The sequence below is a fragment of the Velazquezella soli genome (assembly GCF_977018685.1).
Map to the genome: position 1 here is coordinate 2,501 of NZ_CDRNXF010000005.1, position 23,644 is coordinate 26,144.

Annotated in this window: 17 protein-coding genes, 1 tRNA gene and 2 rRNA genes; 18 read left to right on the forward strand and 2 right to left on the reverse strand. The window is 60.4% G+C overall.

The window, feature by feature from the left end; genetic code table 11:
- The first annotated feature begins 491 nt into the window (after positions 1-491).
- The 10 genes from AC0JZ8_RS20525 (at position 492) to AC0JZ8_RS20570 (ending at position 11,474) form a co-directional block, all read left to right on the forward strand.
- Positions 492-3,306 (forward strand): 23S ribosomal RNA (locus tag AC0JZ8_RS20525).
- Positions 3,307-3,528: 222 nt separating this feature from the next.
- A 5S ribosomal RNA gene (gene rrf, locus AC0JZ8_RS20530) occupies positions 3,529-3,643 on the forward strand.
- Between the two features lie 261 nt (positions 3,644-3,904).
- A tRNA-Met gene (locus AC0JZ8_RS20535) sits at positions 3,905-3,981 on the forward strand.
- A 763-nt stretch (positions 3,982-4,744) separates the two neighbouring features.
- On the forward strand, positions 4,745-5,380 hold the full coding sequence (locus tag AC0JZ8_RS20540) for a TetR/AcrR family transcriptional regulator (RefSeq protein ID WP_471893410.1): 636 nt from the start codon (positions 4,745-4,747) through the stop codon (positions 5,378-5,380).
- A gap of 41 nt (positions 5,381-5,421) precedes the next feature.
- A complete protein-coding gene (locus AC0JZ8_RS20545; protein ID WP_471893411.1) occupies positions 5,422-6,273 on the forward strand; it encodes a metallophosphoesterase in 852 nt (283 codons plus the stop codon).
- Between the two features lie 29 nt (positions 6,274-6,302).
- Positions 6,303-7,601 carry an ABC transporter substrate-binding protein gene (locus tag AC0JZ8_RS20550; RefSeq protein ID WP_471893412.1) on the forward strand — a complete coding sequence of 433 codons (1,299 nt, stop codon included), beginning with the start codon at positions 6,303-6,305 and terminating at the stop codon, positions 7,599-7,601.
- Between the two features lie 88 nt (positions 7,602-7,689).
- Positions 7,690-8,409 carry a tyrosine-protein phosphatase gene (locus AC0JZ8_RS20555; protein WP_471893413.1) on the forward strand — a complete coding sequence of 240 codons (720 nt, stop codon included), beginning with the start codon at positions 7,690-7,692 and terminating at the stop codon, positions 8,407-8,409.
- A gap of 75 nt (positions 8,410-8,484) precedes the next feature.
- A complete protein-coding gene (locus tag AC0JZ8_RS20560) occupies positions 8,485-9,405 on the forward strand; it encodes a carbohydrate ABC transporter permease (RefSeq protein WP_174197838.1) in 921 nt (306 codons plus the stop codon).
- A complete protein-coding gene (locus AC0JZ8_RS20565; RefSeq protein WP_113167712.1) occupies positions 9,395-10,267 on the forward strand; it encodes a carbohydrate ABC transporter permease in 873 nt (290 codons plus the stop codon). The genes AC0JZ8_RS20560 and AC0JZ8_RS20565 overlap by 11 nt, the downstream gene beginning before the upstream one ends.
- An 85-nt stretch (positions 10,268-10,352) precedes the next feature.
- Positions 10,353-11,474: an ABC transporter ATP-binding protein gene (locus AC0JZ8_RS20570; RefSeq protein WP_471893414.1), complete on the forward strand. Its 1,122-nt coding sequence runs from the start codon at positions 10,353-10,355 to the stop codon at positions 11,472-11,474.
- Between the two features lie 210 nt (positions 11,475-11,684).
- Here AC0JZ8_RS20570 and treS read toward each other — a convergent pair whose 3' ends face one another.
- Positions 11,685-13,751 (reverse strand): maltose alpha-D-glucosyltransferase, encoded by a 2,067-nt coding sequence (gene treS, locus AC0JZ8_RS20575; RefSeq protein WP_113111334.1) that lies wholly within the window; start codon positions 13,749-13,751, stop codon positions 11,685-11,687.
- Between the two features lie 525 nt (positions 13,752-14,276).
- Here treS and AC0JZ8_RS20580 point away from each other — a divergent pair.
- The 7 genes from AC0JZ8_RS20580 to AC0JZ8_RS20610 all read left to right on the forward strand — a co-directional run bounded on the left by AC0JZ8_RS20580 (position 14,277) and on the right by AC0JZ8_RS20610 (position 22,215).
- Positions 14,277-15,404 (forward strand): transporter substrate-binding protein, encoded by a 1,128-nt coding sequence (locus AC0JZ8_RS20580; RefSeq protein WP_471893415.1) that lies wholly within the window; start codon positions 14,277-14,279, stop codon positions 15,402-15,404.
- Complete coding sequence (locus AC0JZ8_RS20585) at positions 15,401-15,982, forward strand: ANTAR domain-containing response regulator (RefSeq protein ID WP_471893416.1); 582 nt, start codon at positions 15,401-15,403, stop codon at positions 15,980-15,982. The genes AC0JZ8_RS20580 and AC0JZ8_RS20585 overlap by 4 nt, the downstream gene beginning before the upstream one ends.
- The gene (locus AC0JZ8_RS20590) at positions 15,982-16,830 is read left to right on the forward strand and encodes an ABC transporter permease (protein WP_174197818.1); all 849 of its coding nucleotides are present in this window, start codon (positions 15,982-15,984) and stop codon (positions 16,828-16,830) included. The genes AC0JZ8_RS20585 and AC0JZ8_RS20590 overlap by 1 nt, the downstream gene beginning before the upstream one ends.
- Entirely contained in the window at positions 16,830-17,750 is a 921-nt protein-coding gene (locus AC0JZ8_RS20595; RefSeq protein ID WP_471893417.1) for an ABC transporter permease, read from the forward strand. Before AC0JZ8_RS20590 ends, AC0JZ8_RS20595 begins: the two co-directional genes overlap by 1 nt.
- A gap of 22 nt (positions 17,751-17,772) precedes the next feature.
- Positions 17,773-19,401 (forward strand): ABC transporter substrate-binding protein, encoded by a 1,629-nt coding sequence (locus AC0JZ8_RS20600; protein ID WP_471893418.1) that lies wholly within the window; start codon positions 17,773-17,775, stop codon positions 19,399-19,401.
- A 187-nt stretch (positions 19,402-19,588) separates the two neighbouring features.
- Complete coding sequence (locus tag AC0JZ8_RS20605) at positions 19,589-20,533, forward strand: acetamidase/formamidase family protein (protein WP_471893419.1); 945 nt, start codon at positions 19,589-19,591, stop codon at positions 20,531-20,533.
- A 23-nt stretch (positions 20,534-20,556) separates the two neighbouring features.
- Positions 20,557-22,215 (forward strand): ABC transporter ATP-binding protein, encoded by a 1,659-nt coding sequence (locus tag AC0JZ8_RS20610; RefSeq protein WP_471893850.1) that lies wholly within the window; start codon positions 20,557-20,559, stop codon positions 22,213-22,215.
- Positions 22,216-22,349: 134 nt separating this feature from the next.
- Here the strand turns inward: AC0JZ8_RS20610 and AC0JZ8_RS20615 are convergent, their stop codons facing one another.
- Positions 22,350-22,658, reverse strand: a complete 309-nt coding sequence (locus AC0JZ8_RS20615) for a hypothetical protein (RefSeq protein WP_471893420.1) — start codon at positions 22,656-22,658, stop codon at positions 22,350-22,352.
- A 416-nt stretch (positions 22,659-23,074) separates the two neighbouring features.
- On the opposite strand from AC0JZ8_RS20615, the gene AC0JZ8_RS20620 reads away from it, so the two are divergent.
- Complete coding sequence (locus AC0JZ8_RS20620) at positions 23,075-23,581, forward strand: DUF427 domain-containing protein (RefSeq protein ID WP_092662723.1); 507 nt, start codon at positions 23,075-23,077, stop codon at positions 23,579-23,581.
- Positions 23,582-23,644 lie beyond the last annotated feature (63 nt).

Genomic DNA, 23,644 nt, shown 5'->3' on the forward strand with positions numbered 1-23,644 from the left:
ATGGTTCCCTTGTCGCATTGTCTTCTGAAGAAAATAAAGTTTGCATCACTTTTAGGAGTGCTGCCTGTTCTGCAAAATTGTGAAGAGAAGATTGATCTGGATGCTTCCAGGTATTTTTGGGTTTTGACCCAAAGATGTCCGAGCCCGGTTCTGATGATACCAAGGATGACCTAGCCGGTCGGATCTGGAGGAAGAACTGGAGTAGGTAGGAAGCATGTCACTCTGGTCGGTCGTTGTTGGTGTTTTGGGGCTTGGCCCTAAACCATCTCTGACGACTTATTGATGTCCGTTTGCTAACCGCGCGGACCCGGATTTAATCTCGAGAAGCTGGTCTTAAAGACAAGTTTGCAAGCGGGTCGCTCGGCGTGACCCCAAAAAAGCAGGCTTGTCGAACACGTTGATGGCATCATGAGAAGGTTGGGTTGTAAAAGGTAGCCCTTCCGCTTGCTCTTTTGGAGGAAGCTATATTGATGAGCATTGGCAATGAGAACGATGAAGTGTTTTAAGGGCATTTGGTGGATGCCTTGGCATGCACAGGCGAAGAAGGACGTGATACGCTGCGAAAAGCCGTGGGGAGCTGCGAATAAGCTTTGATCCATGGATCTCCGAATGGGGCAACCCACCTTAAATACCTAGAAAGTTTAAGTCGTCTTTCGGGACGGTTTAGATTTCTAGGTATTATCAATAAGGTATCTACACCTGAATACATAGGGTGTAAGAAGCGAACTCAGGGAACTGAAACATCTAAGTACCTGAAGGAAAGGACATCAACCGAGACTCCGTAAGTAGTGGCGAGCGAACGCGGACCAGGCCAGTGGCAATGTTGAATAAAGCTGAACAGGTTGGAAAGCCTGGCTAGAGTGGGTGATAGCCCCGTAAGCGTAGAACAGACATTGTCCTTGAGTAGGGCGGGACACGTGAAATCCTGTCTGAACATGGGGAGACCACTCTCCAAGCCTAAGTACTCGTGCATGACCGATAGCGAACAAGTACCGTGAGGGAAAGGTGAAAAGCACCCCGACAAGGGGAGTGAAATAGAACCTGAAACCGGATGCCTACAAGCAGTCGGAGGGCGCTCTTTTTAGTAAGGGGCCTGACGGCGTACCTTTTGTATAATGGGTCAACGACTTAGTGTATCTAGCAAGCTTAAGCCGGTAGGTGTAGGCGCAGCGAAAGCGAGTCTGAATAGGGCGATTTAGTTAGATGCATTAGACCCGAAACCGAGTGATCTAGCCATGAGCAGGCTGAAGGTTGGGTAACACCAACTGGAGGGCCGAACCCGCATCTGTTGCAATAGATTGGGATGACTTGTGGCTAGGGGTGAAAGGCCAATCAAACTCGGAGATAGCTGGTTCTCCGCGAAATCTATTTAGGTAGAGCGTCGACCGAATACCCTCGGGGGTAGAGCACTGGATGGGCTATGGGGACTCACCGTCTTACTGATCCTAACCAAACTCCGAATACCGAGGAGTACTAGTCGGCAGACACACGGCGGGTGCTAACGTCCGTCGTGAAGAGGGCAACAACCCTGACCTCCAGCTAAGGTCCCCAAGTCATGGCTAAGTGGGAAAGGATGTGAGGATCCCAAAACAACCAGGATGTTGGCTTAGAAGCAGCCATCATTTAAAGAAAGCGTAACAGCTCACTGGTCTAAATAAGGGTCTTTGCGCCGAAAATGTAACGGGGCTAAAGCCATGCACCGAAGCTGAGGATATGCACGCAAGTGTATGTGGTAGCGGAGCGTTCCGTAAGTCTGTGAAGGAGGACCCGTGAGGGCCTCTGGAGATATCGGAAGTGCGAATGTTGACATGAGTAACGATAAAGGGGGTGAGAGACCCCCTCGCCGAAAGACCAAGGGTTCCTGCTTAAAGTTAATCTGAGCAGGGTTAGCCGGCCCCTAAGGCGAGGCAGAAATGCGTAGTCGATGGGAACCACGTTAATATTCGTGGGCCTGGTGGTAGTGACGGATCGCGTAAGTTGTACCTCCTTATTGGATTGGATGTGCAGCGGGGCGGTTCCAGGAAATAGCTCCACCGTATAGACCGTACCCGAAACCGACACAGGTGGTCAGGTAGAGCATACCAAGGCGCTTGAGAGAACTATGTTGAAGGAACTCGGCAAATTGCACGCGTAACTTCGGAAGAAGCGTGACCCCTTTTTACGCAAGTGGAAAGGGGTGGCACAGACCAGGGGGTAGCGACTGTTTATCAAAAACACAGGGCTCTGCGAAGTCGAAAGACGACGTATAGGGCCTGACGCCTGCCCGGTGCTGGAAGGTTAAAGGGAGAGGTGCAAGCTTTGAACTGAAGCCCCAGTAAACGGCGGCCGTAACTATAACGGTCCTAAGGTAGCGAAATTCCTTGTCGGGTAAGTTCCGACCTGCACGAATGGCGTAACGACTTCCCCGCTGTCTCCAACATAGACTCAGTGAAATTGAATTCCCCGTGAAGATGCGGGGTTCCTGCGGTTAGACGGAAAGACCCCGTGCACCTTTACTATAGCTTTACACTGGCATTCGTGTCGGCATGTGTAGGATAGGTGGTAGGCTTTGAAGCGGGGACGCCAGTTCTCGTGGAGCCATCCTTGAAATACCACCCTTATCGTCATGGATGTCTAACCGCGGTCCGTTATCCGGATCCGGGACAGTGTATGGTGGGTAGTTTGACTGGGGCGGTCGCCTCCGAAAGAGTAACGGAGGCGCGCGATGGTGGGCTCAGACCGGTCGGAAATCGGTCGTCGAGTGCAATGGCATAAGCCCGCCTGACTGCGAGACTGACAAGTCGAGCAGAGACGAAAGTCGGTCATAGTGATCCGGTGGTCCCGCGTGGAAGGGCCATCGCTCAACGGATAAAAGGTACGCCGGGGATAACAGGCTGATGACCCCCAAGAGTCCATATCGACGGGGTTGTTTGGCACCTCGATGTCGGCTCATCGCATCCTGGGGCTGGAGCAGGTCCCAAGGGTTTGGCTGTTCGCCAATTAAAGCGGTACGTGAGCTGGGTTCAGAACGTCGTGAGACAGTTCGGTCCCTATCTGCCGTGGGTGTAGGAATATTGACAGGATCTGTCCCTAGTACGAGAGGACCGGGATGGACATATCTCTGGTGGACCTGTTGTCGTGCCAACGGCATAGCAGGGTAGCTATATATGGAAGGGATAACCGCTGAAGGCATCTAAGCGGGAAACCCACCTGAAAACGAGTATTCCCTATCAGGGCCGTGGAAGACGACCACGTTGATAGGAGGCGTGTGGACGTGCAGTAATGCATGAAGCTTAGCCTTACTAATAGCCCGATTGGCTTCATCGTTCTCATTGACTATGCTCATCTCAAGGCCAACGCGTGAGCGTTGGTCCTGACAGAGCGAAGGCGAAAGCCTTTGCGACGGGCCCGGCGAACACGTCAGTGTTCGTCCGGTTTGTTGCACCAAAGACGTGTTCAACTAAGACAAAAGGGGGTTCGCCTCCGCCAGCTTCTCGATAAAGCGTTGCAATGGTCGCCCATTGCCACGCATACATTGCCCTTAATCGACCTGGTGGTCATTGCGGGGTGGCTGCACCCGTTCCCTTTCCGAACACGGCCGTGAAACACCCCTGCGCCAATGGTACTCCGTCTTAAGACGCGGGAGAGTAGGTCGCTGCCAGGTCTATTAAAGGCAATGCCATCCATGAGGATGGACCAAACAATCTTCTCATACACGAAAACAACCGGCCCCTGGCCAAACCAAGGGCCGCTCCCAAAGCGGCCTTTTGTCGTTGGTGGGGTTTAGAATTGCCGAAGGGACGTCTGGCTCGTAGTCGGTGCGTCCCTCACAGGAGACAAATCCTTCGGATTTGCTCCGGCACTACACGTAAACCGCAACGCGGTTTACGCAGACGCGAAATTTGGCAAAGCCAAATTCGCTTGGCGCGGGGTGGAGCAGCCCGGTAGCTCGTCAGGCTCATAACCTGAAGGCCGCAGGTTCAAATCCTGCCCCCGCAACCAACGACACTTGCAGATCCTCCCACTCGGGAAACTCCACCAAAAGCTGCTCGCCATAACCGTTGAGGAGCTTGTGTTTTTTGGTCTGATTGCCAATATTACCTGAACGCGGGCGCGCCAGGACATGCTGACCCACCATTATAGTCCGTGCCGCTGATCGCCTTGTGTGAGTAGGTTTCGAGCAGACGCCAGCCGCGGGTCTTGCTAAAGTCCTGACGAAGTTCGATCTGCAGCTCGATGCACACATCTGTCTCGTCCGAGGGATTGCGAGCGTAGACAAGATTGGTTTTGGCCTCTTATGGGATCATGACGTCCCTTTCGACAAGAACGGGGAGGTGAATGGACACTACATCATTGAGGTGACAGCTTCGACGCGGCTGGCGTTAACGTCGTTGTACGAAGTGATGGCCTGTTTTCCTGCCCTCCTACCGGTACAGCTACTTCGCTCAGTGTGTTCCGGTTCTTCACCGCCTTCATTACGTACCTGCGGAAGGTCCGCCGCTTTGGCGACGCACGTATATCCGGTCTCGAGTGACCTCGTTTCACTGAAAGCCCCAACCGGCTCGGCGTGTTGCGACAAACCTCATCGCTTCTCTGGCGCGGTCGCCGGTAGCCCCTTTCAGGAGACGGGCGTTCTCGCGGGCCTGCCCGACCCGATTTGCGCGAGAGGCGTGGTCTCCGCGCCAGCCTTCTCCTTGACCTTCACTCGGATGTCACAGAGTTTGCGCTACGCAACCGTATGATAGTGAGCCATACGCGAGAGAAATTGCGCACTGCGTGCGAGCAACTGCTGTCGGCTGCTCGGCACCCCGATGACGTGACGGTGCGGACGATCACCTGTCGGGCGGGCACCAATGTGGCGGCGGTCAACTATCATTTCGGAACCCTTCAGCACCTGATTTTTTCGGCTGCCGAGCGCGTCTATCTCCGCCTCAATGCGGAGCGCCTGGCATTGCTTCAGGCTGCGGTCCAACGGGCCGATCCGGCGCCTGCCTGCGCCGGCGATCTCATCGCAGCGCTTGTCGGGCCATCCATTCGCTGGAGCCTCGATCCCCATTCCAGTTACGGGGTGCTCCGCCATCTGACGACGCTTGCACAATCCAGCGACGACCCGGAAATATTCCGGCCGATGGTCGAGGATATCGAGCATCATCGCCAGTTCGTCCCGCATTTCAGAAAAATCGCGCCATGGCTGAGCGAAGTTGATGTCGGATTCCGTATCTCGTGCCTTCTCGGGGTGCGCACGCAAATGACGCGAAGCCGCGGCCGCACCGACGAACTGACGGACCACCAGCTCGATCTTGGCAATGCCAGCAGCATCATTGCCCTCGTTGTTGCGGCAACGGAGCCGATATTTACCACGCCGATTTCAAACAGCGTTTCAAAGCCGTCATCCCGCTGAGACGGGAAGCGCCTAGACAGGCTCCAACGCAGGAGCTCCCCATGGTCGAAACGACATTCATCCACATCTCCGATCTACATGTCGGCAATCCTTCCGTCGCCGATAGCCATCTGTTCAGCGATACCTCGGCGACGCTTTCGCGCGTGCTCGCGCTGATCGGGTCGATGGATCAGAAGCCGCAGTTCATTATTGCCAGCGGCGATCTCACCAATCGAGGCGATGTCGAGAGCTACCGCCAGCTGCGGTCGCTGATGGCGGCCACCGACGTGCCGGTCGTCTACGCGATCGGCAATCACGACACGCGCGCCGGTTTCTACCAAGCCATGCTTGACCGAACCAGTGATCTCGATGCTCCCTATGACCACGACCAGGTGATCGGCGGCATCCATATCGTCACGCTCGATACCACGACCCCTGGCGAGATCGGCGGCAGCCTGACGCCCGCGCAATTCGCCTGGCTCGCTCAGGCGCTCGACCGGCACGGCGATCTGCCCAAGCTGATCGTTGCCCACCATGCCCCGGTGCTGGGCGACGCTGTTCCGTGGGACCACTGGCGCACGATCGAGTTCAGCCAAAGCCAGCAGCTGGCCGGCGTGCTCAAGGGCCGCAACATCCTCGCGATCCTCTCCGGTCATATCCATCACGACCGGTTCTCCTCATGGCATGGCATCCCCGTCATTGTCGGCATGGGCCAGCATGCCGCAACCGATATCCTGACGACAGACATCCTGCGCATGGTCGAAGGCGCCTCCTTCGGGATCGGCACCATTCGCACCTCGGGCCTGACCATGGCGCTCGTTCCCCTGCCGCAGACCCGCAACGAACTCAACCGTTACGACCTGTCCCTGCTGCGCCATAAGCAGGATGCGGCCATGGCGGGTGCCACCGAATGACCAACTTCTCCCAACAGGAGCTTCCCGCAATGAGAAAACGCACCTTCCTCGGCCTTGCGGTCGCCGCAGTCCTTGGTGCCGCCGGAATAACCGGCGCCGCGCATGCCGAAATGGCTGCCGAGATCACCAAGCCGGTGACCATCACCTTCTACAACTACAACCTCGCCACGGCGAGCGCCGGTGCGGACGCCACCCGCGAGATGATCGCCAAGTTCGAGCAGGAAAACCCGCTGATCAAGGTGAAGACTGTCGGAGTTCCCTCCAACGACATCATCACGCGCCTGCAGGCCGATATGGCCGCCGGCATGCAGCCCGACGTTGCCCAGCTGGTGTTTCGCGACCTCATCTATCTTGCCTCCGATCTGGGTGCACAGCCGCTCGAGGACCTGGCCGGGGCCAAGGGCTACGCTGCCCTTACCGACGGACTGATCCCGCGTGGCGTCGACCTCGGCAAGATCAACGGCAAGACCTATGGGCTTGCCTATACGTTCTCGACGCCGATCCTCTACTACAACGCTGATCTTTTCCGCAAAGCCGGCCTCGATCCCGAGACGCCACCCAAGACCTGGGCCGAGGTGAAGACGGCAGCCGAAGCCATCGTCGCCAAGACCGGCGTGGACGGCTTCTTTCCCGGCGCCTATGGCCCGACAGACGGCACCTTCGTCTATCAGGCGATCCTGATGTCGAACGGCGGCAAGGTCCGCGATGACAACACGCTGACCTTCGCCGACAAGAACGGCATTGAAGCGGTGCAGATGCTGCGCGACATGGTCGACAGCGGCGCCCATGCCCGCCTCGACCCGGCCAATCCGCAGGAGGCTTTTGCCGCCGGCCGGCTGGGCATGTATCTCTACACCAGCGCCCTGCAGAACTCCCTGTCCAAATCCGCCGACGGCAAGTGGGAACTGCGCGTGACCGGCATGCCGGCCTTCGGGACCAAGCCGACCGCGCCCACCAATTCGGGCTCGGCGCTCTATGCCTTCTCGCAGGATCCGGTCAAGCAGCGCGCCGCATACGAGTTGATGAAGTTCCTCACCTCCGACTACGGCTACACAATCATCACCTCGAAGATCGGCTATCTGCCGCTTCGCCTCAACATCGTCGACGATCCGAAGCTGCTCGGTCCCTGGACCGCGACGCACCCGCTGATCCGTCCGAACCTCGAACAGCTGTCGCGTCTTACCCCCAATGTCGCCTTCCCCGGCCCGAATTATCGCCAGGCCGAAGCGATGATGAAGGAAGCCGTCTCGGAGGCCGTGCTCGGTCCCAATGACGTGGTGAAGACGCTGACCGAGGCGCAGGCCAATGCCCAGGCGCTGATGCCCTGACCACGCGCGAGTGGGGGCGTTGCATCCGCGACGACGCGCGCCCCATTTGTACCAAGACGAACAGACCGAAGCACAGCAGGAGGCCACCATGCGTCACTGGACGCTGCCCGACACCCACAACATCCGCGACCTCGGCGGTTACGATCGGCAGGCCGGCGGCACCACGCAATGGCGCCGGATCCTGCGCGGGGAAGCACTGCACCCGCTCAACGGCGAGAGCCTGGCGACGCTTGTCGCCGATGATCTCTCGCTCGTTATCGACCTGCGCGGGCCGCACGAGACTGCGGTCACCAGCCACCCCTTCATCGGCCACGAGACGGTGTCCTACCGCAATATCGTGCTCTTCGACGCGCTGGCGCCGATCGCAATGGTGCGGCAGCCCTTCGACATGGCAGAGCGCTATTGCAGCGCGCTGGATCACTGTGGCGCGCAGTTCGCCACGGTCTTTCGCGCCATCGGGCAGGCCCGGCCGGGGATGGTGCTGTTCCACTGCACCGCCGGCAAGGACCGTACCGGCGTCGTCGCTGCCATGCTTCTGGCCACTGCCGGCGTCTCGCATGCCGACATCGTGGCCGACTATGCGCTCACCGCCTCCGCCGAGGGCCTGATCGCGCAGCTTCGCGCCCGTTCGCTTGCGGCCGGCATCGATGCCGACCATGTCGAGCGGATGCTCGCCAGCGACGCCGTAACGATGGAGGCCTTCCTCGCCTGTCTCGATGCGGCGCATGGCGGGATCGCGGCCTATCTCCAACGGATCGGCCTCACGCCCGCGGAGATCGAAGCGCTGACGGACCGTCTGTGCGCGTGACACACCCGTCGCCCGAATTGCCACGACCGGACCGACGGAAAAGGCCAACGCCTTTCAAACCCACTGGAGCGTAGAATGGCCTTGGCCACACAAGCACCGACCCGCCGCAGACGGATGACCCAGTCGCGCTGGGCACCCTGGCTCTACCTGTCTCCGGCCATCATCCTGCTTGTGGTTTGGATCTACTGGCCGCTGGTCGATGCGCTGCGTCTGAGCTTCTACCAGTGGAACATGCTGCCCAATTCGCCGCAGATCTATGTCGGCTGGAACAACTACACGCGCATCTTTGCCCTGCCCAAATTCTGGCAGTCGCTGCGCAATACCGGGATCTACATTTTCGGCCTTTTGCCGCTCGCCGTGCTGATCCCGCTGGCGATCGCCATCTATACGCATGACCTTCCCGAGCGCTCGCGCAACATCTACCGCGCCATCATCTTCGTGCCGATGATCATCGCGCCGGTGGTGGCCGCCGCCGTCTGGCGCTGGCTGCTCGATCCCGGCTACGGCCTGGTCAATCAGATGCTCCAGGGCATCGGCTTCAAGCCTGTGAAGTTTCTTTCCGATCCCAACACTGCCATCTGGACCGTCATCCTGATCACCGGCTGGAAGCTGATCGGGTTTTCGACGCTGATTTTGTCTGCCGCCAATGCCAACATCAACCCCTCCCTGGTGGAGGCCGCGCGCATGGACGGCGCCAGCAAATGGGAGATCATCCGCGACATCCGCCTGCCGCTGCTCAGTTCCACGGCCCTGTTTCTGGTCGTCATGACGATCCTGCTCGGCGCGCAGTGGAGTTTCACCTACATCAACGTGCTGACAGGCGGCGGCCCGCTCGGCTCCACCTCCAACATCTACTATCTCCTTTGGGATTTCGGCTTCTCCACCATGTCGGTGGGCTGGGGCTCGGCTGCGGCCGTCATCCTTTTTCTCGGCTTCGGCGCAGTGGCCTTTGTGCTCTTCCGCCTGATCGACAGGTATACTTTCCATGACAACTGACGTCCTGCACGCGCCCCGCCCGATGGCGCGCCCGCTTCGTCGCATCTCGGACAAATCCGGCCTCGACACCGCGGCCGGGCACGTCCTCATGGTCCTTCTGTCGATCCTGTGCCTTTTCCCGGTCTACTGGATGCTGGCCAGTTCGCTGCGTCCCGCCAATGCCATGTTCGAGACGAGCCTATGGCCGACGAGCATGTCGCTCGACAATTACCGGCAGGCGCTGGAGGCCATCCCGATCGGCCGCATGCTGGTCAACACGCTGGTCTTTTCCGTCGTCTCCACGGCCTTTCAGCTTCTGACCGGGCTTCTTGCCGCCTTCGCCTTCGCCCGCTGGACATTCGCGCTCGACAAGCTGGTGTATAGCGCCGTGGCGCTGACCTGGCTGGTACCCTTTCAGGTGGTGATGATCCCGAACTATCTGCTGATTGCCCAGATGGGTCTGCTCGATAGCATCGTGGCGCTGATCCTGCCGAACCTTGTCTCGGCGCTTGCGATCCTGCTTCTTGCCCAGGCCATGCGCAGCTTCCCCCGGGAAGTCATCGAGGCGGCGCGGATGGACGGCGCACGCAACTGGCGGATTCTCTGGGAGGTGATGGTGCCCAATCTGCGCGGCACGATCGCCTCGCTTGCCATCCTCATCTTCATCTCGACCTGGAACGAGTATTTCTGGCCACTGCTGCTCAGCCGCACGGCCGAGAACTCCGTCATCCAGATCGGCATCCAGATGTTCATGACGGCCGAGGGCAACCAGTGGGGACCACTGATGGCAGCCTCGACGCTCGCAAGCCTGCCGGTCCTCGTCATCTACGTCCTCCTGCAGCGCCAGGTCGTCCAGTCCTTTATGAAATCCGGTATCCGCTGATGCGCGGCAGACCCATTCTCGCAGGCATCGGCCGCGACACGTCCACGATTGCACACCTGCACAACCGTCGTCCGGGAGACATCTGATGGCTGATCTGACACTCTCAAACCTCAAAAAATCCTATGACGGCAAGCCGGTCCTGCATGGCGTCGATATCACCATCCCCGATGGCCATTTCGTCGTCATCGTCGGTCCGTCGGGCTGCGGCAAGTCGACCCTCCTGCGCATGATCGCGGGACTGGAGGAGGTGACGTCAGGCACGATCTCCATCGGTGAAATGGTGATGAACGACATCGAGCCGGCCGATCGTGGCTGTGCCATGGTGTTCCAGAACTACGCGCTCTATCCGCACATGACCGTGCGCCAGAACATTGCCTATCCGCTTCGGATCGCCAAGCTGCCGCGGCCCGAGCGCGACCGCAAGGTCGAGGCTGTGGCGAGGATCCTGAACCTGACGGAGTATCTCGACCGGCGCCCGGCGCAGCTCTCCGGCGGGCAGCGGCAACGCGTGGCCATGGGCCGCGCGATGGTGCGCGAACCCGACGTCTTCCTGTTCGACGAACCGCTGTCCAATCTCGATGCACTGCTGCGCGTCCAGATGCGCATCGAGATCAAGAAGCTGCACCGGCGCCTCAAGGCGACGTCGGTGTTCGTGACGCATGATCAGGTCGAAGCGATGACGCTTGCCGACACGCTGATCGTGATGAATGCCGGTCGCGTCGAGCAGATCGGCTCGCCCGCCGAGGTCTACCGAAAGCCGGCCTCGGTCTTCGTCGCCGGGTTCATGGGGGCGCCGGCCATGAACCTTTTCCCGGCCGCCATCGGGGCCGGCGGCGCTCTCGTCATCGATGCGCCAACTGGCGGGGTCGGCATCGGCCGGACAAGCCTTGCGGAAGGAACTCCGGTCACCGTCGGGGTCAGGCCGGAAAACCTCCTGCTGAGCGAAACTGCCGGAACCGGCCTTCCGGCGACGGTCGACTTTGTCGAGGAACTGGGTGGCTCGCGCGTCGCCTATTGCACCCTTGGCGACTGGGAGATCGCAGCGACCCTCCCACCCGGCGACCAGCAACTGGAAGGCCGGCCCGTCTGGCTGACCCTGCCGCCAGAGGCACTGCACCTCTACGACCGGATCACAGGACAGCGCATCGACGTGCCGGTCCATGCCGCCAGGAGCAGCATCCCGAGCGCTTTCGCGCCGTCCATGTGATGTGACGCATGGAGGCAGCGTAATGTCGCCCGCGTGGTCCTGCGATTGGTTGTTACTCGACAGCAGGTGTAGGCGTCAGAGATCCCGTATCGTTGGATCACCGCCGGCCAAGCCGTGCAAAATCCCGTCAAAAATCACGTTCGCAAGCGGGTTGTAGACCCACCAGCGAACGCAAAAACGCGGCTATTTGCAGAGATAAGCGCGTGACATTCAGAGTGTCGGGAGCGTTCCAACAACTCTGAGGGATAGACCCTCGTAGGGCTCCAGATTGATAGTCAAGGCGCCATCTTCTGTGAGGTCGCCTTCGATTGACTCCGCAATCATGTCGACGACAGGTCCTGGCCTGACGTTCTGCAAGATCACGACTTCGGAGATCGCCGAGGAGCTGAAATTCAGGGCGGTCACCTGCGTGCCTCGTAGATCCGGAAGTTCGTGGACCATGATGAGCAAACCTGGGGCAGTGGTATCAGGTATCGAGACTTGTCGACTGGCCGCGATCCCATAAGCTTCCCGAACGGCCAGCAGGCGTTTGAGCTGCGAGGCAAACGAGTCCGGCTGCGCCAGCTGCTCGCTGATCGGGCCGTATAGGGCGCGGGCACGCGGCATGCCGTCGGCGGAAAACTCCTCGCCAGAGTTCTGACCCGTCAGATCATAGGCGCCGCGTTCGATCCAGCGGGTGTCGCCGTCGGCCATCAGGTGATGCACCTGAGCCGGCGTTAATGGCAAAGCGCCGACCAGATCCCATCCGGAAAGCGCGAATACGCCCGGCTGAAAAGCGTTGTACATCACCAGCAGAAGGTGAATTTTCTGAATCAGCTTCGTCGTCTCGTCATCGATGCTTTCCAGGTCGGCAATGTCGAGGGCTGCGGTAATGACGCTCGCTGTCGTGCAGGCGATTCCGTTGGTGACAAAGGGAAGGTTATAGGGGGCGTTGGGTCCCGAAAGGCGCTCGCGTATTACGTCGCGAATATGCATACGCAGCGTACGCCCCTGCCAGGTCTGGCCGGCAAAGGTGTAAATATCGTCTGCATGCAAGGTCCAGAAATGCACGAGTTCCGTCGTCAGTTCATCATGATTCTGGAGCGCATGAATAAGCGACGCAGGGTCGATGCCAAATTCATGGACCATCCGCAGCATCATGCGCAAGAACTCGGTATTGCCTGTCAACAGCGCGTGATGATAGGCCGGGCGCGTGATGAAATCGTAGGACAGATCCGCTCCACCCTTTGACATCGCGGCAATATCATCGATCGTCAGGTTAAGCTCCTGAAACGAAAACCCGCCGGCCTTGCGGATCATGCCAGCGAGCAGTGCGTTGCCCGTCACGGAAAGCGGATGGCTTTCCGACCATGCCGGCCCCTCCACTCGGCGCTCGACGCCGAGAAATCCATTCGCGTCCAACCGCAGGCCACGGGCGCCCATCTGGTCGATCGAATGCAACGCATCGCCGATGATCATCTGTTGCGCGGCAAATGATGGATCCAGCCAGTTCAGGCTCGGCTGCCCCTCCTTGAAGTAGTGCAGGTAAACCCAGCGGCGCTCCTTGCCGTCGACGCCGGTAATCGGGCCGGTCGCACTCCAGTCCGTCTCTTTGACGCCGGGCTCGAAGAAAATGACCCGCTGGAGCTGGCCGACAATCAAGCCACGATCCCTCAGGTAGTCAACGGTATCGGCAGGCAGGTTGACCGCCTCCCGGCCCTCAGGCACGTCCGGAAGACGCTGCCATTCTTCCTCTGGAATTTCGACCATGTGATAGAGACCAGGGTAGGTCGAATGATTCATTTCGGCGAGCCGAAAATCCGGACCCTTGCCCGTGTGTGAAGGAATGACATCGTCAATGACAATGGCGTTGTGTGCCGCCGCCATGCGGCTGATGGCAACGAATTCCTCGTTCGTGCCGAAAGTCGGATCGATGTCGAAGCTTATTCTGTCGAAATTGCCGTCGATCGTCGGGCTGTAGACGCCGTCTTTCATACTGCCGGCACGTTTCATCGGTCCCGTGTGAATACCGCGTACGCCGATCGCCGAGAGGGCTGACCACAGATGTGCGTCGCCAAGGGTCTTCAGAACGGATTCGCCGGGCAACGGGATTACCGAAGGGGGATAGGCCGTCATCCAGACCGATGCGATCGATGAAGCGACACGAGGCCGCGCCTCTGCATAGGGCCGCTGCCATAGGCGCGACTGCCCGCCGTAGGCCTCGGCAAATGTACGTGCTTGTTGCAACATCGACAAAGCGACGAGCTCTTCGATTGATTCATTGCTTGGTAGCGTCATTAATGCCTCGAAGCCGGAGCGGGAGTACAGGGATTATTGCAGGCCGATTCAGGTAGCAAGCCTCCCGAAAAGAGCCTGCCTATTAGAAACTGCATCCTCACTTACCCCGGAGTTGTCGGTTCTACCAACAGACTTCTTGCTTTCCTCACACCCAAAGCGTCCGAACACCGATAGCGCGACATCCTCAAATCCAGGTTTCGCGGTGCCCAGTAAAGAGCGGAGCTGCCGGCACACCCACTCGGCAAACCGCGTAAGTACCGAGTCGACGGTTCCTATCGGTTCAAGGAAACCGAACATCCTCGATCAATTTGGCCAATTCGATTATTTGCTCCTCGCCAACACAGTCGAAGTCGAAGACCCGTCGCACTTGACAACGCAGTGCTGCCTGTATTTTACTCAAGCTCGCGGAATAGGCATGCGCCGCCGCATCACATGACTTCGATTGTCTCCAGGCAGTTTCGCCTCACATCGCCCCGCCCCGTGCGGGATCTGCGTTGTGGGGTTTTTTGGTTTTGGTGCACCCGCATGAGCGACCCGATCAGGATTGGCATTCTCTTTTCGACAACCGGGCCCTATGGGTCGATGGGGCGGGACGCGCGCGACGGTGCCGATCTCGCGATTGCCGAATTCGGCGACGTGTCTGATGGCGGCGTCGATGCTCTGTTCTTCGATCCCCACGCGGATCTTGCCGCCTATCTGGATGGTGCCCGCGATCTGCTAAGACAGGGATGCCGGCACATTGTCGGCACCATCACTTCGGCTGCCCGCAAGGAAGTCCTGCCGCTGATTGAAAAGCATGACGGTCTGCTCTGGTACATGTGCCCTTACGAGGGGTTCGAGGCCAATGAAAGCGTCATCTATCTCGGCGGCTGTCCGAACCAGCATCTCCTGCCGCTGTTCGAGTATCTGATCCCGCGCTATGGCAAGCGGCCCTATCTGGTCGGCGCCAACTATGTCTGGGGCTGGGAAATGAACCGGCTGGCGCGCGAACTGGTGGGCAGTGCCGGCGGCGAGGTTCTCGGTGAGCGTTACCTGCCGCTTGATGAAACCGCCGTCGAACGGATCATCGCGGAGATCGAGCAGCGGCGTCCAAGTTTCATTCTGAACAACCTTATCGGGCCTTCGAGCTATGCGTTTCTGGCCGCGATGCGGGCGCTGGCTGACAGGGATCCTGCGTTTCGGCCTGAGGTCTGCCCGGTCGTCAGCTGCGATCTGATGGAATGCGAGCTTGTCGATATCGCGCCGGGTGCTGCCACGGGGCAGCTTTGCGCCGCCTCCTATTTCGATACGCTGGCGACGTCCGAAAACGCGCGCTTCAAGCAGAATGTTCATGCCAGATTCGGCGAGCGCCGGGTGTCGAGTGTCTTTGCGAGCGCCTACACGGCGGTCAAACTCGCACTTGCGGCGATTTCGGCGGCGAGTACCGACGATCCGCGGGCCGTGCGGCAGCAGCTCAGCCGCCAGCCCTGGCCGAGCCTGTTTGGGCCGCTTGCCATCGATGCGGAAACCAACCATGCGGCGCTGCCCTTCCATCTCGGCCGCATCAACAGTTCCAACAGTTTCGACGTGATCGCTTCGCGGCCGCCGCTTGCGGCAGATCCTTATCTCACCGGCGGCAATCGTCTGCAGCCGAGACTGCGGGTGGTGTCATGAGGCAGACCCCGACTTTCGCCGGCTCAAAGGTCACGATCCTCCACCGCGAAGACGGCAATACCGAAAAGCTCGTGCGCCAGCTTCGGCTGCTCGGTGTCGAGGCAAATGTCCAGTGGGCGCCGCTATCGCCCGGCGATCTGCCCGACATCATCATGGTCGATGCGGACCAGGGCTGGGACGATCTCCTGCCGTTCGACAGGCAGGCACCGCTTCGCCCCGTCGTCGCACTGCTCGGATCGGAAGCGCCCGGTCGCATTGCCTGGGCGCTGTCGCAAGGGGCGGGCGCCATCATCGCCAAGCCCGTCGCCAGTTCCGCCGTCTATCCCGCGCTCGTCATGGCGCTGTCCATCCAACAGGAGCGCGAGGAAGCACAGGATCGCATCCGGCATCTGGAGGAGCGCTCGCGCCTGAGGCCGCTCGTCTATGCGGCGGTCGAGCGTTTGATGGCCTCGCATGCCATCGGCGAGGATCAGGCCTACCGGACGCTGCGCGAATGCGCCATGCGCCGCCGCTTGCCGATGGAGCAGATCGCCGCATTTATCGTTGCCGGTGCCGAACCGCTTCCGGAGGCAATCTGATGCGGGTGTTCAAGGAGCTATTGAGGCAGCCGGTCGCGTTGTTCGGCATTCTCATCGTCCTCACGGTCGTCATTGCAGCGCTCGCCGCGCCAATGATCGCGCCGTTCGATCCTGACAACCAGATGTTCGATGGGCTTTCGCTCGAAGGTGCGCCGTTGCCGCCCGGCGGACCGTTCCTGCTCGGCACCGACACGCTGGGCCGGGACCTGTTTTCGCGTCTTCTCTACGGCGCCCGCACATCGCTGATCATCGGGCTCGTTGCCAATGGCGTGGCGGTCACGATCGGACTATTCGTCGGCATCGTCGCAGGTTACGTGCGCGGCTTCTTCGGCACGCTGCTGATGCGTTTTACCGATCTGATGATGGCGTTTCCCGCACTGCTGCTCGCGATCGTGCTTGCCGCCCTGCTTCGCCCCAGCCTCTGGATCGTCGCGATGGTGATCGCGCTGGTCAATTGGGTGCAGGTCGCCCGCATCGTCTATACGGAAACCCGCGGGCTGGTGGAGCGTGACTTCATCATGGCCGAACGCTCGCTCGGTGCCGGTCACGGGCGGATCCTGTTCCTGCATATCCTGCCGCATCTGATGCCGACAGCGATCGTCTGGGGCACGCTCGGCATTGCAACGACCGTGCTTCTTGAAGCAACGCTGTCCTTCCTCGGGATCGGCGTGCAGCCGCCGCAGCCGTCCTGGGGCAATATCATCTTCGAGAGCCAGAGCTATTTCCAGGCGGCACCGTGGCTGGTGTTTTTCCCCGGCGCGATCATCCTTTTGACGGCACTCTCCTTCAACCTCGTCGGTGACGCCCTTCGCGACATTCTCGATCCGACGCAGCGGGGGCGAGGCTGATGGCGATGCTCTTTCTCCGGCGCCTCGTGCAGATGGCGCTGATCCTGCTCGGGGTCGCGGCGATCACCTTCGTGCTGCTCTACGCCCTGCCGGCAGAACCGGCCCGGATGATTGCCGGCCGCAGCGCAACGGCGCAGACGGTCGCCAACATTCGCCGGGAACTCGGCCTCGACCAGTCGTTGCCGGTGCAGTTCTGGTCCTATCTCTCCAACTTGCTGCAGGGCAATCTCGGTCGTTCCTATGCGCAGAAGACGGAAGTTGCGACGCTGATCGTGGCGCGGCTGCCGGCCACCCTGACGCTGATGTTTTCCGGCATCGTCGTCGAAGTGGTGCTCGGGCTGACGCTTGGAACGATCGCTGCCGTCCGCCGCGGCGGGTTCGTCGACCGGATGGTGATGATGGCATCCTTTGTCGGCGTGTCGGCGCCACAATTCGTGGTGGCGCTGCTGCTGCTTTATGTGTTTGCCGCAACGCTCGGCTGGTTTCCGATGAGCGGCTACGGCACGTTTTCGCATGTGGTTCTGCCGGCTGCCACGCTCGGCGTGCTTGGTGCCGGGTGGTATGCCCGCATGGTCCGCTCGGCAATGATCGACGTGCTCAACCAGGATTACGTGCGCACGGCCCGCGCCAAGGGGTTGTCGTCGCGCCGCATCACCTTCCGCCATGCGCTGCCCAATGCGGTGCTGCCTGTCATCGCGATGATCGGCATCGATATCGGCCAATTCATGGGCGGCGTTGTGGTGGTCGAGGCCGTCTATGGCTGGCCGGGCATCGGCCAGCTTGCCTGGCAGGCGATCCAGCAGGTGGATATTCCGATCATCATGGGCGTGACGCTCACCTCTGCGCTCGCCATCATTCTCGGCAACCTCGTTGCAGACCTCATCGCGCCGGTCATCGACCCGCGCATTAGAACCCGCTGACAGCAACAAAAAGGGGAACGACATGTTCAAACGCTGGCTTCGAAACACAACCGTTGCAACCATGGTGGCAATCGCCCCCGTGGGCACGATGTCCGCAATGGCGCAGGGCGCACCGCAGCAGGGCGGCGATATCGTCGTCACCTACAAGGACGACATCACCACGCTCGATCCGGCGATCGGTTACGACTGGGTCAACTGGTCGATGATCAAGAGCCTTTATTCGCGCCTGATGGATTACGAGCCGGGCACGACGAACCCGGTGCCGTCGCTCGCCGAAAGCTTTGAGGTCGCTCCGGACGGGCTGACCTACACGTTCAAGCTCCGCAAGGGCGTAAAATTCTCGAACGGTCGCGAAGTCGTCGCCTCCGACGTCAAATACTCGATCGAGCGTGCCGTCGATCCGAAGACGCAAGGCCCCGGTGCCGGCTTCTTCGGCGCCATCAATGGCTTCGAGGACGTGACGGGCGGCAAGTCGACGACATTGTCGGGCATCGAGACGCCGGATGCGGGCACGGTCGTGTTCAAGCTGTCGCGTCCGGATGCGACCTTCCTGCACGTGCTCGCCATCAACTTCGCCTCGGTCGTGCCGAAGGAAGCCGTCGAGGCAGCCGGTGGTGATTTCGGCAAGAGCCCCGTCGGTTCCGGCACCTTCACCCTAAAGGAATGGACGATCGGCCAGCGTCTCGTGTTCGAGAAGAACCCGGCCTACTACGTCAAGAACGTGCCGCATATCGACAAGTTTACCGTGGAGGTTGGCCAGGAACCGCTCGTCGCTTTGCTGCGCCTGCAGAAAGGCGAAGTCGATATCGCCGGTGACGGCATTCCGCCGGCAAAGTTCCTGGAAATCAAGAACTCGCCCGACGGCGCCCAGATCATTGTCGACGGTGCGCAACTGCATACCGGCTACATCACGCTCAACACCAAGATGAAGCCGTTCGACAACGTCAAGGTGCGACAGGCCCTCAACATGGCGGTCAACAAGGATCGCGTCGCGCGTATCCTCAACGGCCGCGCCACGCCCGCCAACCAGCCGCTGCCGCCGCTGATGCCTGGCTACGACAAGTCGTTTACCGGCTATGCCTACGACGTTGCCAAAGCCAAGGCGCTGCTTGCCGAGGCAGGCTTTGCCGACGGTTTCGAGACCGTGCTCTACTCGACGAATACCGATCCGCAGCCGCGCATTGCCCAGGCGATCCAGCAGGATCTGGCGGCAATCGGCGTCAAGGCTGAAATCCGGGCGCTTGCCCAGGCGAACGTGATTGCTGCCGGCGGTACCGAAGGCGAAGCGCCGATGATCTGGTCGGGCGGCATGGCCTGGATCGCCGACTTCCCGGATGCGTCGAACTTCTACGGCCCGATCCTCGGCTGCGCCGGCGCGGTACAGGGCGGCTGGAACTGGTCCTGGTACTGCAACAAGGATCTCGATGCACGCGCCGTTGCGGCAGATTCGATGTCCGATCCTGCAAAGGCTGCCGAGCGTACCGCTGCCTGGGGCAAGGTCTTCACGGACATCATGGCTGATGCGCCATGGGTTCCTGTGATCAACGAACGCCGCGTCGTTGCCAAGTCGCTGCGCATGGGTGGTGCCGACAACATCTACATCGATCCGACCCGCGTCATCAATTACGACGCGATCTTCGTGAAGCAGTAGACGCTTTCGGCCTTCGCTTGAGGTCGATACCCCCTCTGGCCTGCCGGCCATCTCCCCCACAACGGGGGAGAAAATCCGCGGCGACGTCTAGTTTCGATCGCGGACGGAGCGGCAGGCTAGCCCTCCCCGTTGTAGGGAGTCGGTCGGGAAGGGGACTTGCTAACAAAAGATACCAGGGAGAACATTCATGTGCATAGCCTGTACCCACACCATTCACCGCGCCCAGCATAATTTCGGCTGGAACAAGGATTTCGAACCGGCCGTGGTCGCGAAATCGGGTGAGACGATCCATTTCGAGTGCCTGGATTCCTCCGGCGGCCAGCTCGGGCGCGATGCGACGCTGGAGACGCTGAACAGTCTTGATTTCGGCAAAATCAATCCGGTTTCCGGACCTGTTTATGTGGAAGGCGCCAAGCCCGGGGACGCGCTGAAGGTCACGCTGCGCAAGTTCATTCCGTCAGGCGTCGGCTGGACGGCCAACATTCCGGGCTTCGGTCTTCTGGCCGACCAGTTCAAGGACCCTGCGCTGCATGTCTGGACCTATGATACCACCACCATGGCGCCGTCGCTATTCAGCCCCGGTGGACGGGTGCCGCTGAAGCCGTTTGCCGGGACGATCGGTGTCGCTCCTGCCGAACCGGGCACTCATTCGGTCGTGCCGCCGCGCCGGGTCGGGGGCAATCTCGATATTCGCGACCTGTCGGCCGGCGTGACGCTCTACCTGCCGGTTGAAGTCGAGGGTGCGCTGTTCTCGATCGGCGATACGCATGCCGCCCAGGGCGACGGCGAGGTCTGCGGCACGGCGATCGAAAGCCAGATGAATGTCGAGGCGACGATCGAGCTGGTCAAGGATGCAAAGCTCCAGTCGCCGCGCTTCACCGTGACCGAGCCGGTGACCCGCCATCTCGACGGCGCCGGATACGAAGTCACGACCGGCATCGGGCCGGACCTGATGACGGGTGCGCGCGAGAGCGTCATGCGGATGATCGATCTGCTGACCGTCGAGCATGGGTTGAACCCGGTCGATGCCTATATGCTCTGCTCCGTCTGCGGCGATCTCAGGATCAGCGAGATTGTCGATGCGCCAAACTGGGTGGTCTCGTTCTACTTCCCGCGGATCGTCTTCGCGTGAACGAGCATTCCGCCAAAGCGACAATGCCGATCCTCAGCGTCCGCGATCTCGATGTCGATGCACGGACGCCCGAGGGGCGTAAGCCGGTTCTGCGAAATGTAAGTTTCGATCTGGCAGCGGGCGAAACGCTCTGCATCGCCGGCGAATCCGGGTCGGGCAAATCCGTCACCTCGCTGTCGATCATGGGGCTGTTGCCGAAGGCCTCGCTGACGGTGACCGCGGGCAAGATCCTGCTTGGCGATCGCGACCTGATATCGCTTTCCGATCGGGCGATGCGCGCGGTGCGGGGAGGCGATATCGCCATGATCTTCCAGGAGCCGATGACCTCGCTCAATCCCGTGATCTCAATCGGCACGCAGCTGACCGAAGCGATCCGCGAGCATCAGGGCCGCGACAATGCGGATGCCGTGGCGCTGCAGATGCTCGATGCGGTGCATATGACCGAACCGGCACGTCGCATGAAGCAGTTTCCGCACGAGCTTTCCGGCGGCATGCGGCAGCGGGTGATGATCGCCATGGCGTTGTCCTGCCGGCCGAAAGTGCTGATCGCCGACGAGCCGACGACTGCGCTCGATGTGACGGTGCAGGCGCAGATCCTGAAGCTGATGCGCGAACTGAAGCGCGAGTTCGACACCTCGATCATCATGATCACCCACGACATGGGCGTGGTGGCGGAAATGGCCGACCGCGTCGTCATCCTGCAGAACGGCAGCATCGTCGAGCAGGGCGGCGTCATCGATATCTTCCACCGGCCGCAGGCGGCCTATACCCAGCAATTGCTGGCCGCCGTGCCGATCCTTGGTGCGCATGCGGGAACCGACGGTCCGCCGCGGGTCTCGGCCGAGCCGAAGCAGCCGCTTGCCTCGCCGGATCGGTCGCCGGTCCTCAATGTCCGCGATCTCGGCGTCAGCTATGGCAGCGTTGCCGGCCGGATTTTCAAAGGCAAGCCGCCGGTGAATGCGGTCAGCGACGTCGCCTTCGATATCCTGCCCGGCGAGACGCTGGGTCTGGTCGGCGAAAGCGGATCGGGCAAATCGACCACCGGAAAGGCCGTCCTCGGGCTCATTCCCTTCACCGGCCAGGTGATGATCGACGGCCGCGAGATCGGCATGCTCAGCCAGCGCGATATGCAGGCTGTGCGCCGGTCGGCGCAGATGATCTTCCAGGATCCCTATGCCTCGCTAGATCCGCGCATGGCTGTCGGGCGGGCGATCGCCGAACCCTTGGTCATCCACGGTATCGGCAACAGAACCGAACGGCAGGACCGGGTCGCAGACCTGCTTCGCCGCGTCGGGTTGCCGCCGGAGGCTGCCAGCCGGTATCCGCACGAGTTTTCAGGCGGCCAGCGCCAGCGCATCTGCATCGCCCGGGCGCTGGCGCTCGAACCGAAGCTGATCGTCGCCGACGAAAGCGTTGCGGCGCTCGACGTCTCGGTGCGGGCGCGCGTGCTCGACCTGATGCTGGAACTGCAGGAGACGATGGGGATCGCCTATCTGTTCATTTCCCATGACATGGCGGTGATCGAGCGCATGTCTCACAATGTCGCGGTGATGCGCGGCGGGTCGATCGTCGAGATGGGCAGCCGCCGGGACGTCTTCGAACAGCCAAAGAACGACTATACGCGGGCGTTGATGGCTGCCGTCCCGATCCCCGATCCCGCTGCGCGTCGCCATCACAGTTAAGGCGACGCGTATTCGTGGATTGCCTGACCTCGATGCGGGTCCGTTGCCATCCCTTGACGGAGCAACCAGGCAATCGCCTCATCTAACCTCGACTTTCGCATATTTGCTGATCCGCGCACCAACGCCCTACGGTCTCAGAAGTCGCTTTGAACCGCTCGGTGCTTCTCCCGCTCCATTCTCTCCTGTTCCGACATGGGGCGGTTCGCGGAGGCCTCTTCTTCGAGACGACTGCGTTCGCGGGCCTTGTCGCGGAAGATCGCGACGGTTGAGGCCATCGCGCCGATTTCGTCTGATCTGCCTTCGCTATATATCAAGAAATCGACGTTGCGGTGCGCAAGCGAGCCTATTGCCTTTGCAATCGCGTTGAGGGGGACGGTGACGCTGGCGATGACGGCCCAGATTGAGAGGGCGGCGAGAACCAGTGCAGATCCAAGTCCGATCATCTGCAGGTAGGGAAAGCTGCCGGCAGCCTCCGAGACATCAGCACCGATCGTCTTGTTCTGTGTCTCCTGTTAGTCGATGAAGCGGTTGATTGCGGCCAGCCATTCCACGAAGTATGGGCGGGCCTTTTGCATCAGCAGGACTTAAGCGTCTGCACTGTTCCCGTTGCGGACAATAGAGATTATCTGAGCGACGACCGGGTTTGTTTTAGCCTGTATGTGAGCAATGTCGTTGATAATAACCTTCTCATCAGCTGATGTGTCGGCGCGCTCGCCCAGCATCTTGTTGAAATGCGCCGGCGGCTGCGGCGCAGGTTGAATGTTTGTTGAGACGGCCGATTGCGAGGACCAGCCATGTCGCCCTTCCGCCCTTGTAAATTACCGTCGCTGATGCATCCTGGCACGGACTGGAGGACATCATGGCTACACTTACTTATCCCGTTCCAGACCCATGCCTGCCCGGGCAGGAGAGTGTCTGGTCTTTCCCGAGGCCGAGCATCGCCCAGCCTGTGCGCAATCATTTGAAAATCATCTACAACGGCCGCGTTCTCGCGGAGACGACGGCCGCAGTGCGCACGATCGAAACAAGCCATCCGCCGACCTATTATTTTCCGCCCGCCGACGTAGATCTCTCTATGCTGCTTGAGAGCAGCAGCAGGTCGATCTGCGAGTGGAAAGGACAGGCGCGCTATTTCGATATTCAATCGGGCGACAAAACGAGCAGGAACGCAGCCTGGGCCTATGCGCATCCCACGACATCCTTTGCCCTGATTAAGAGTTTCATAGCCTTCTACCCAAAGGCCATGGACTTGTGCCTCGTAGACGACGAGGCCGTTGTGCCCCAAGCCGGGACGTTCTACGGCGGCTGGATCACCTCAGCCGTTGCTGGCCCGTTCAAAGGTCCGCCTGGGACAGAGCGTTGGTGAATGGGGCCAGATAACGTTCAATGGGCTTGCGATGTACCAGCGACGCTGCAGACCGATAGACGG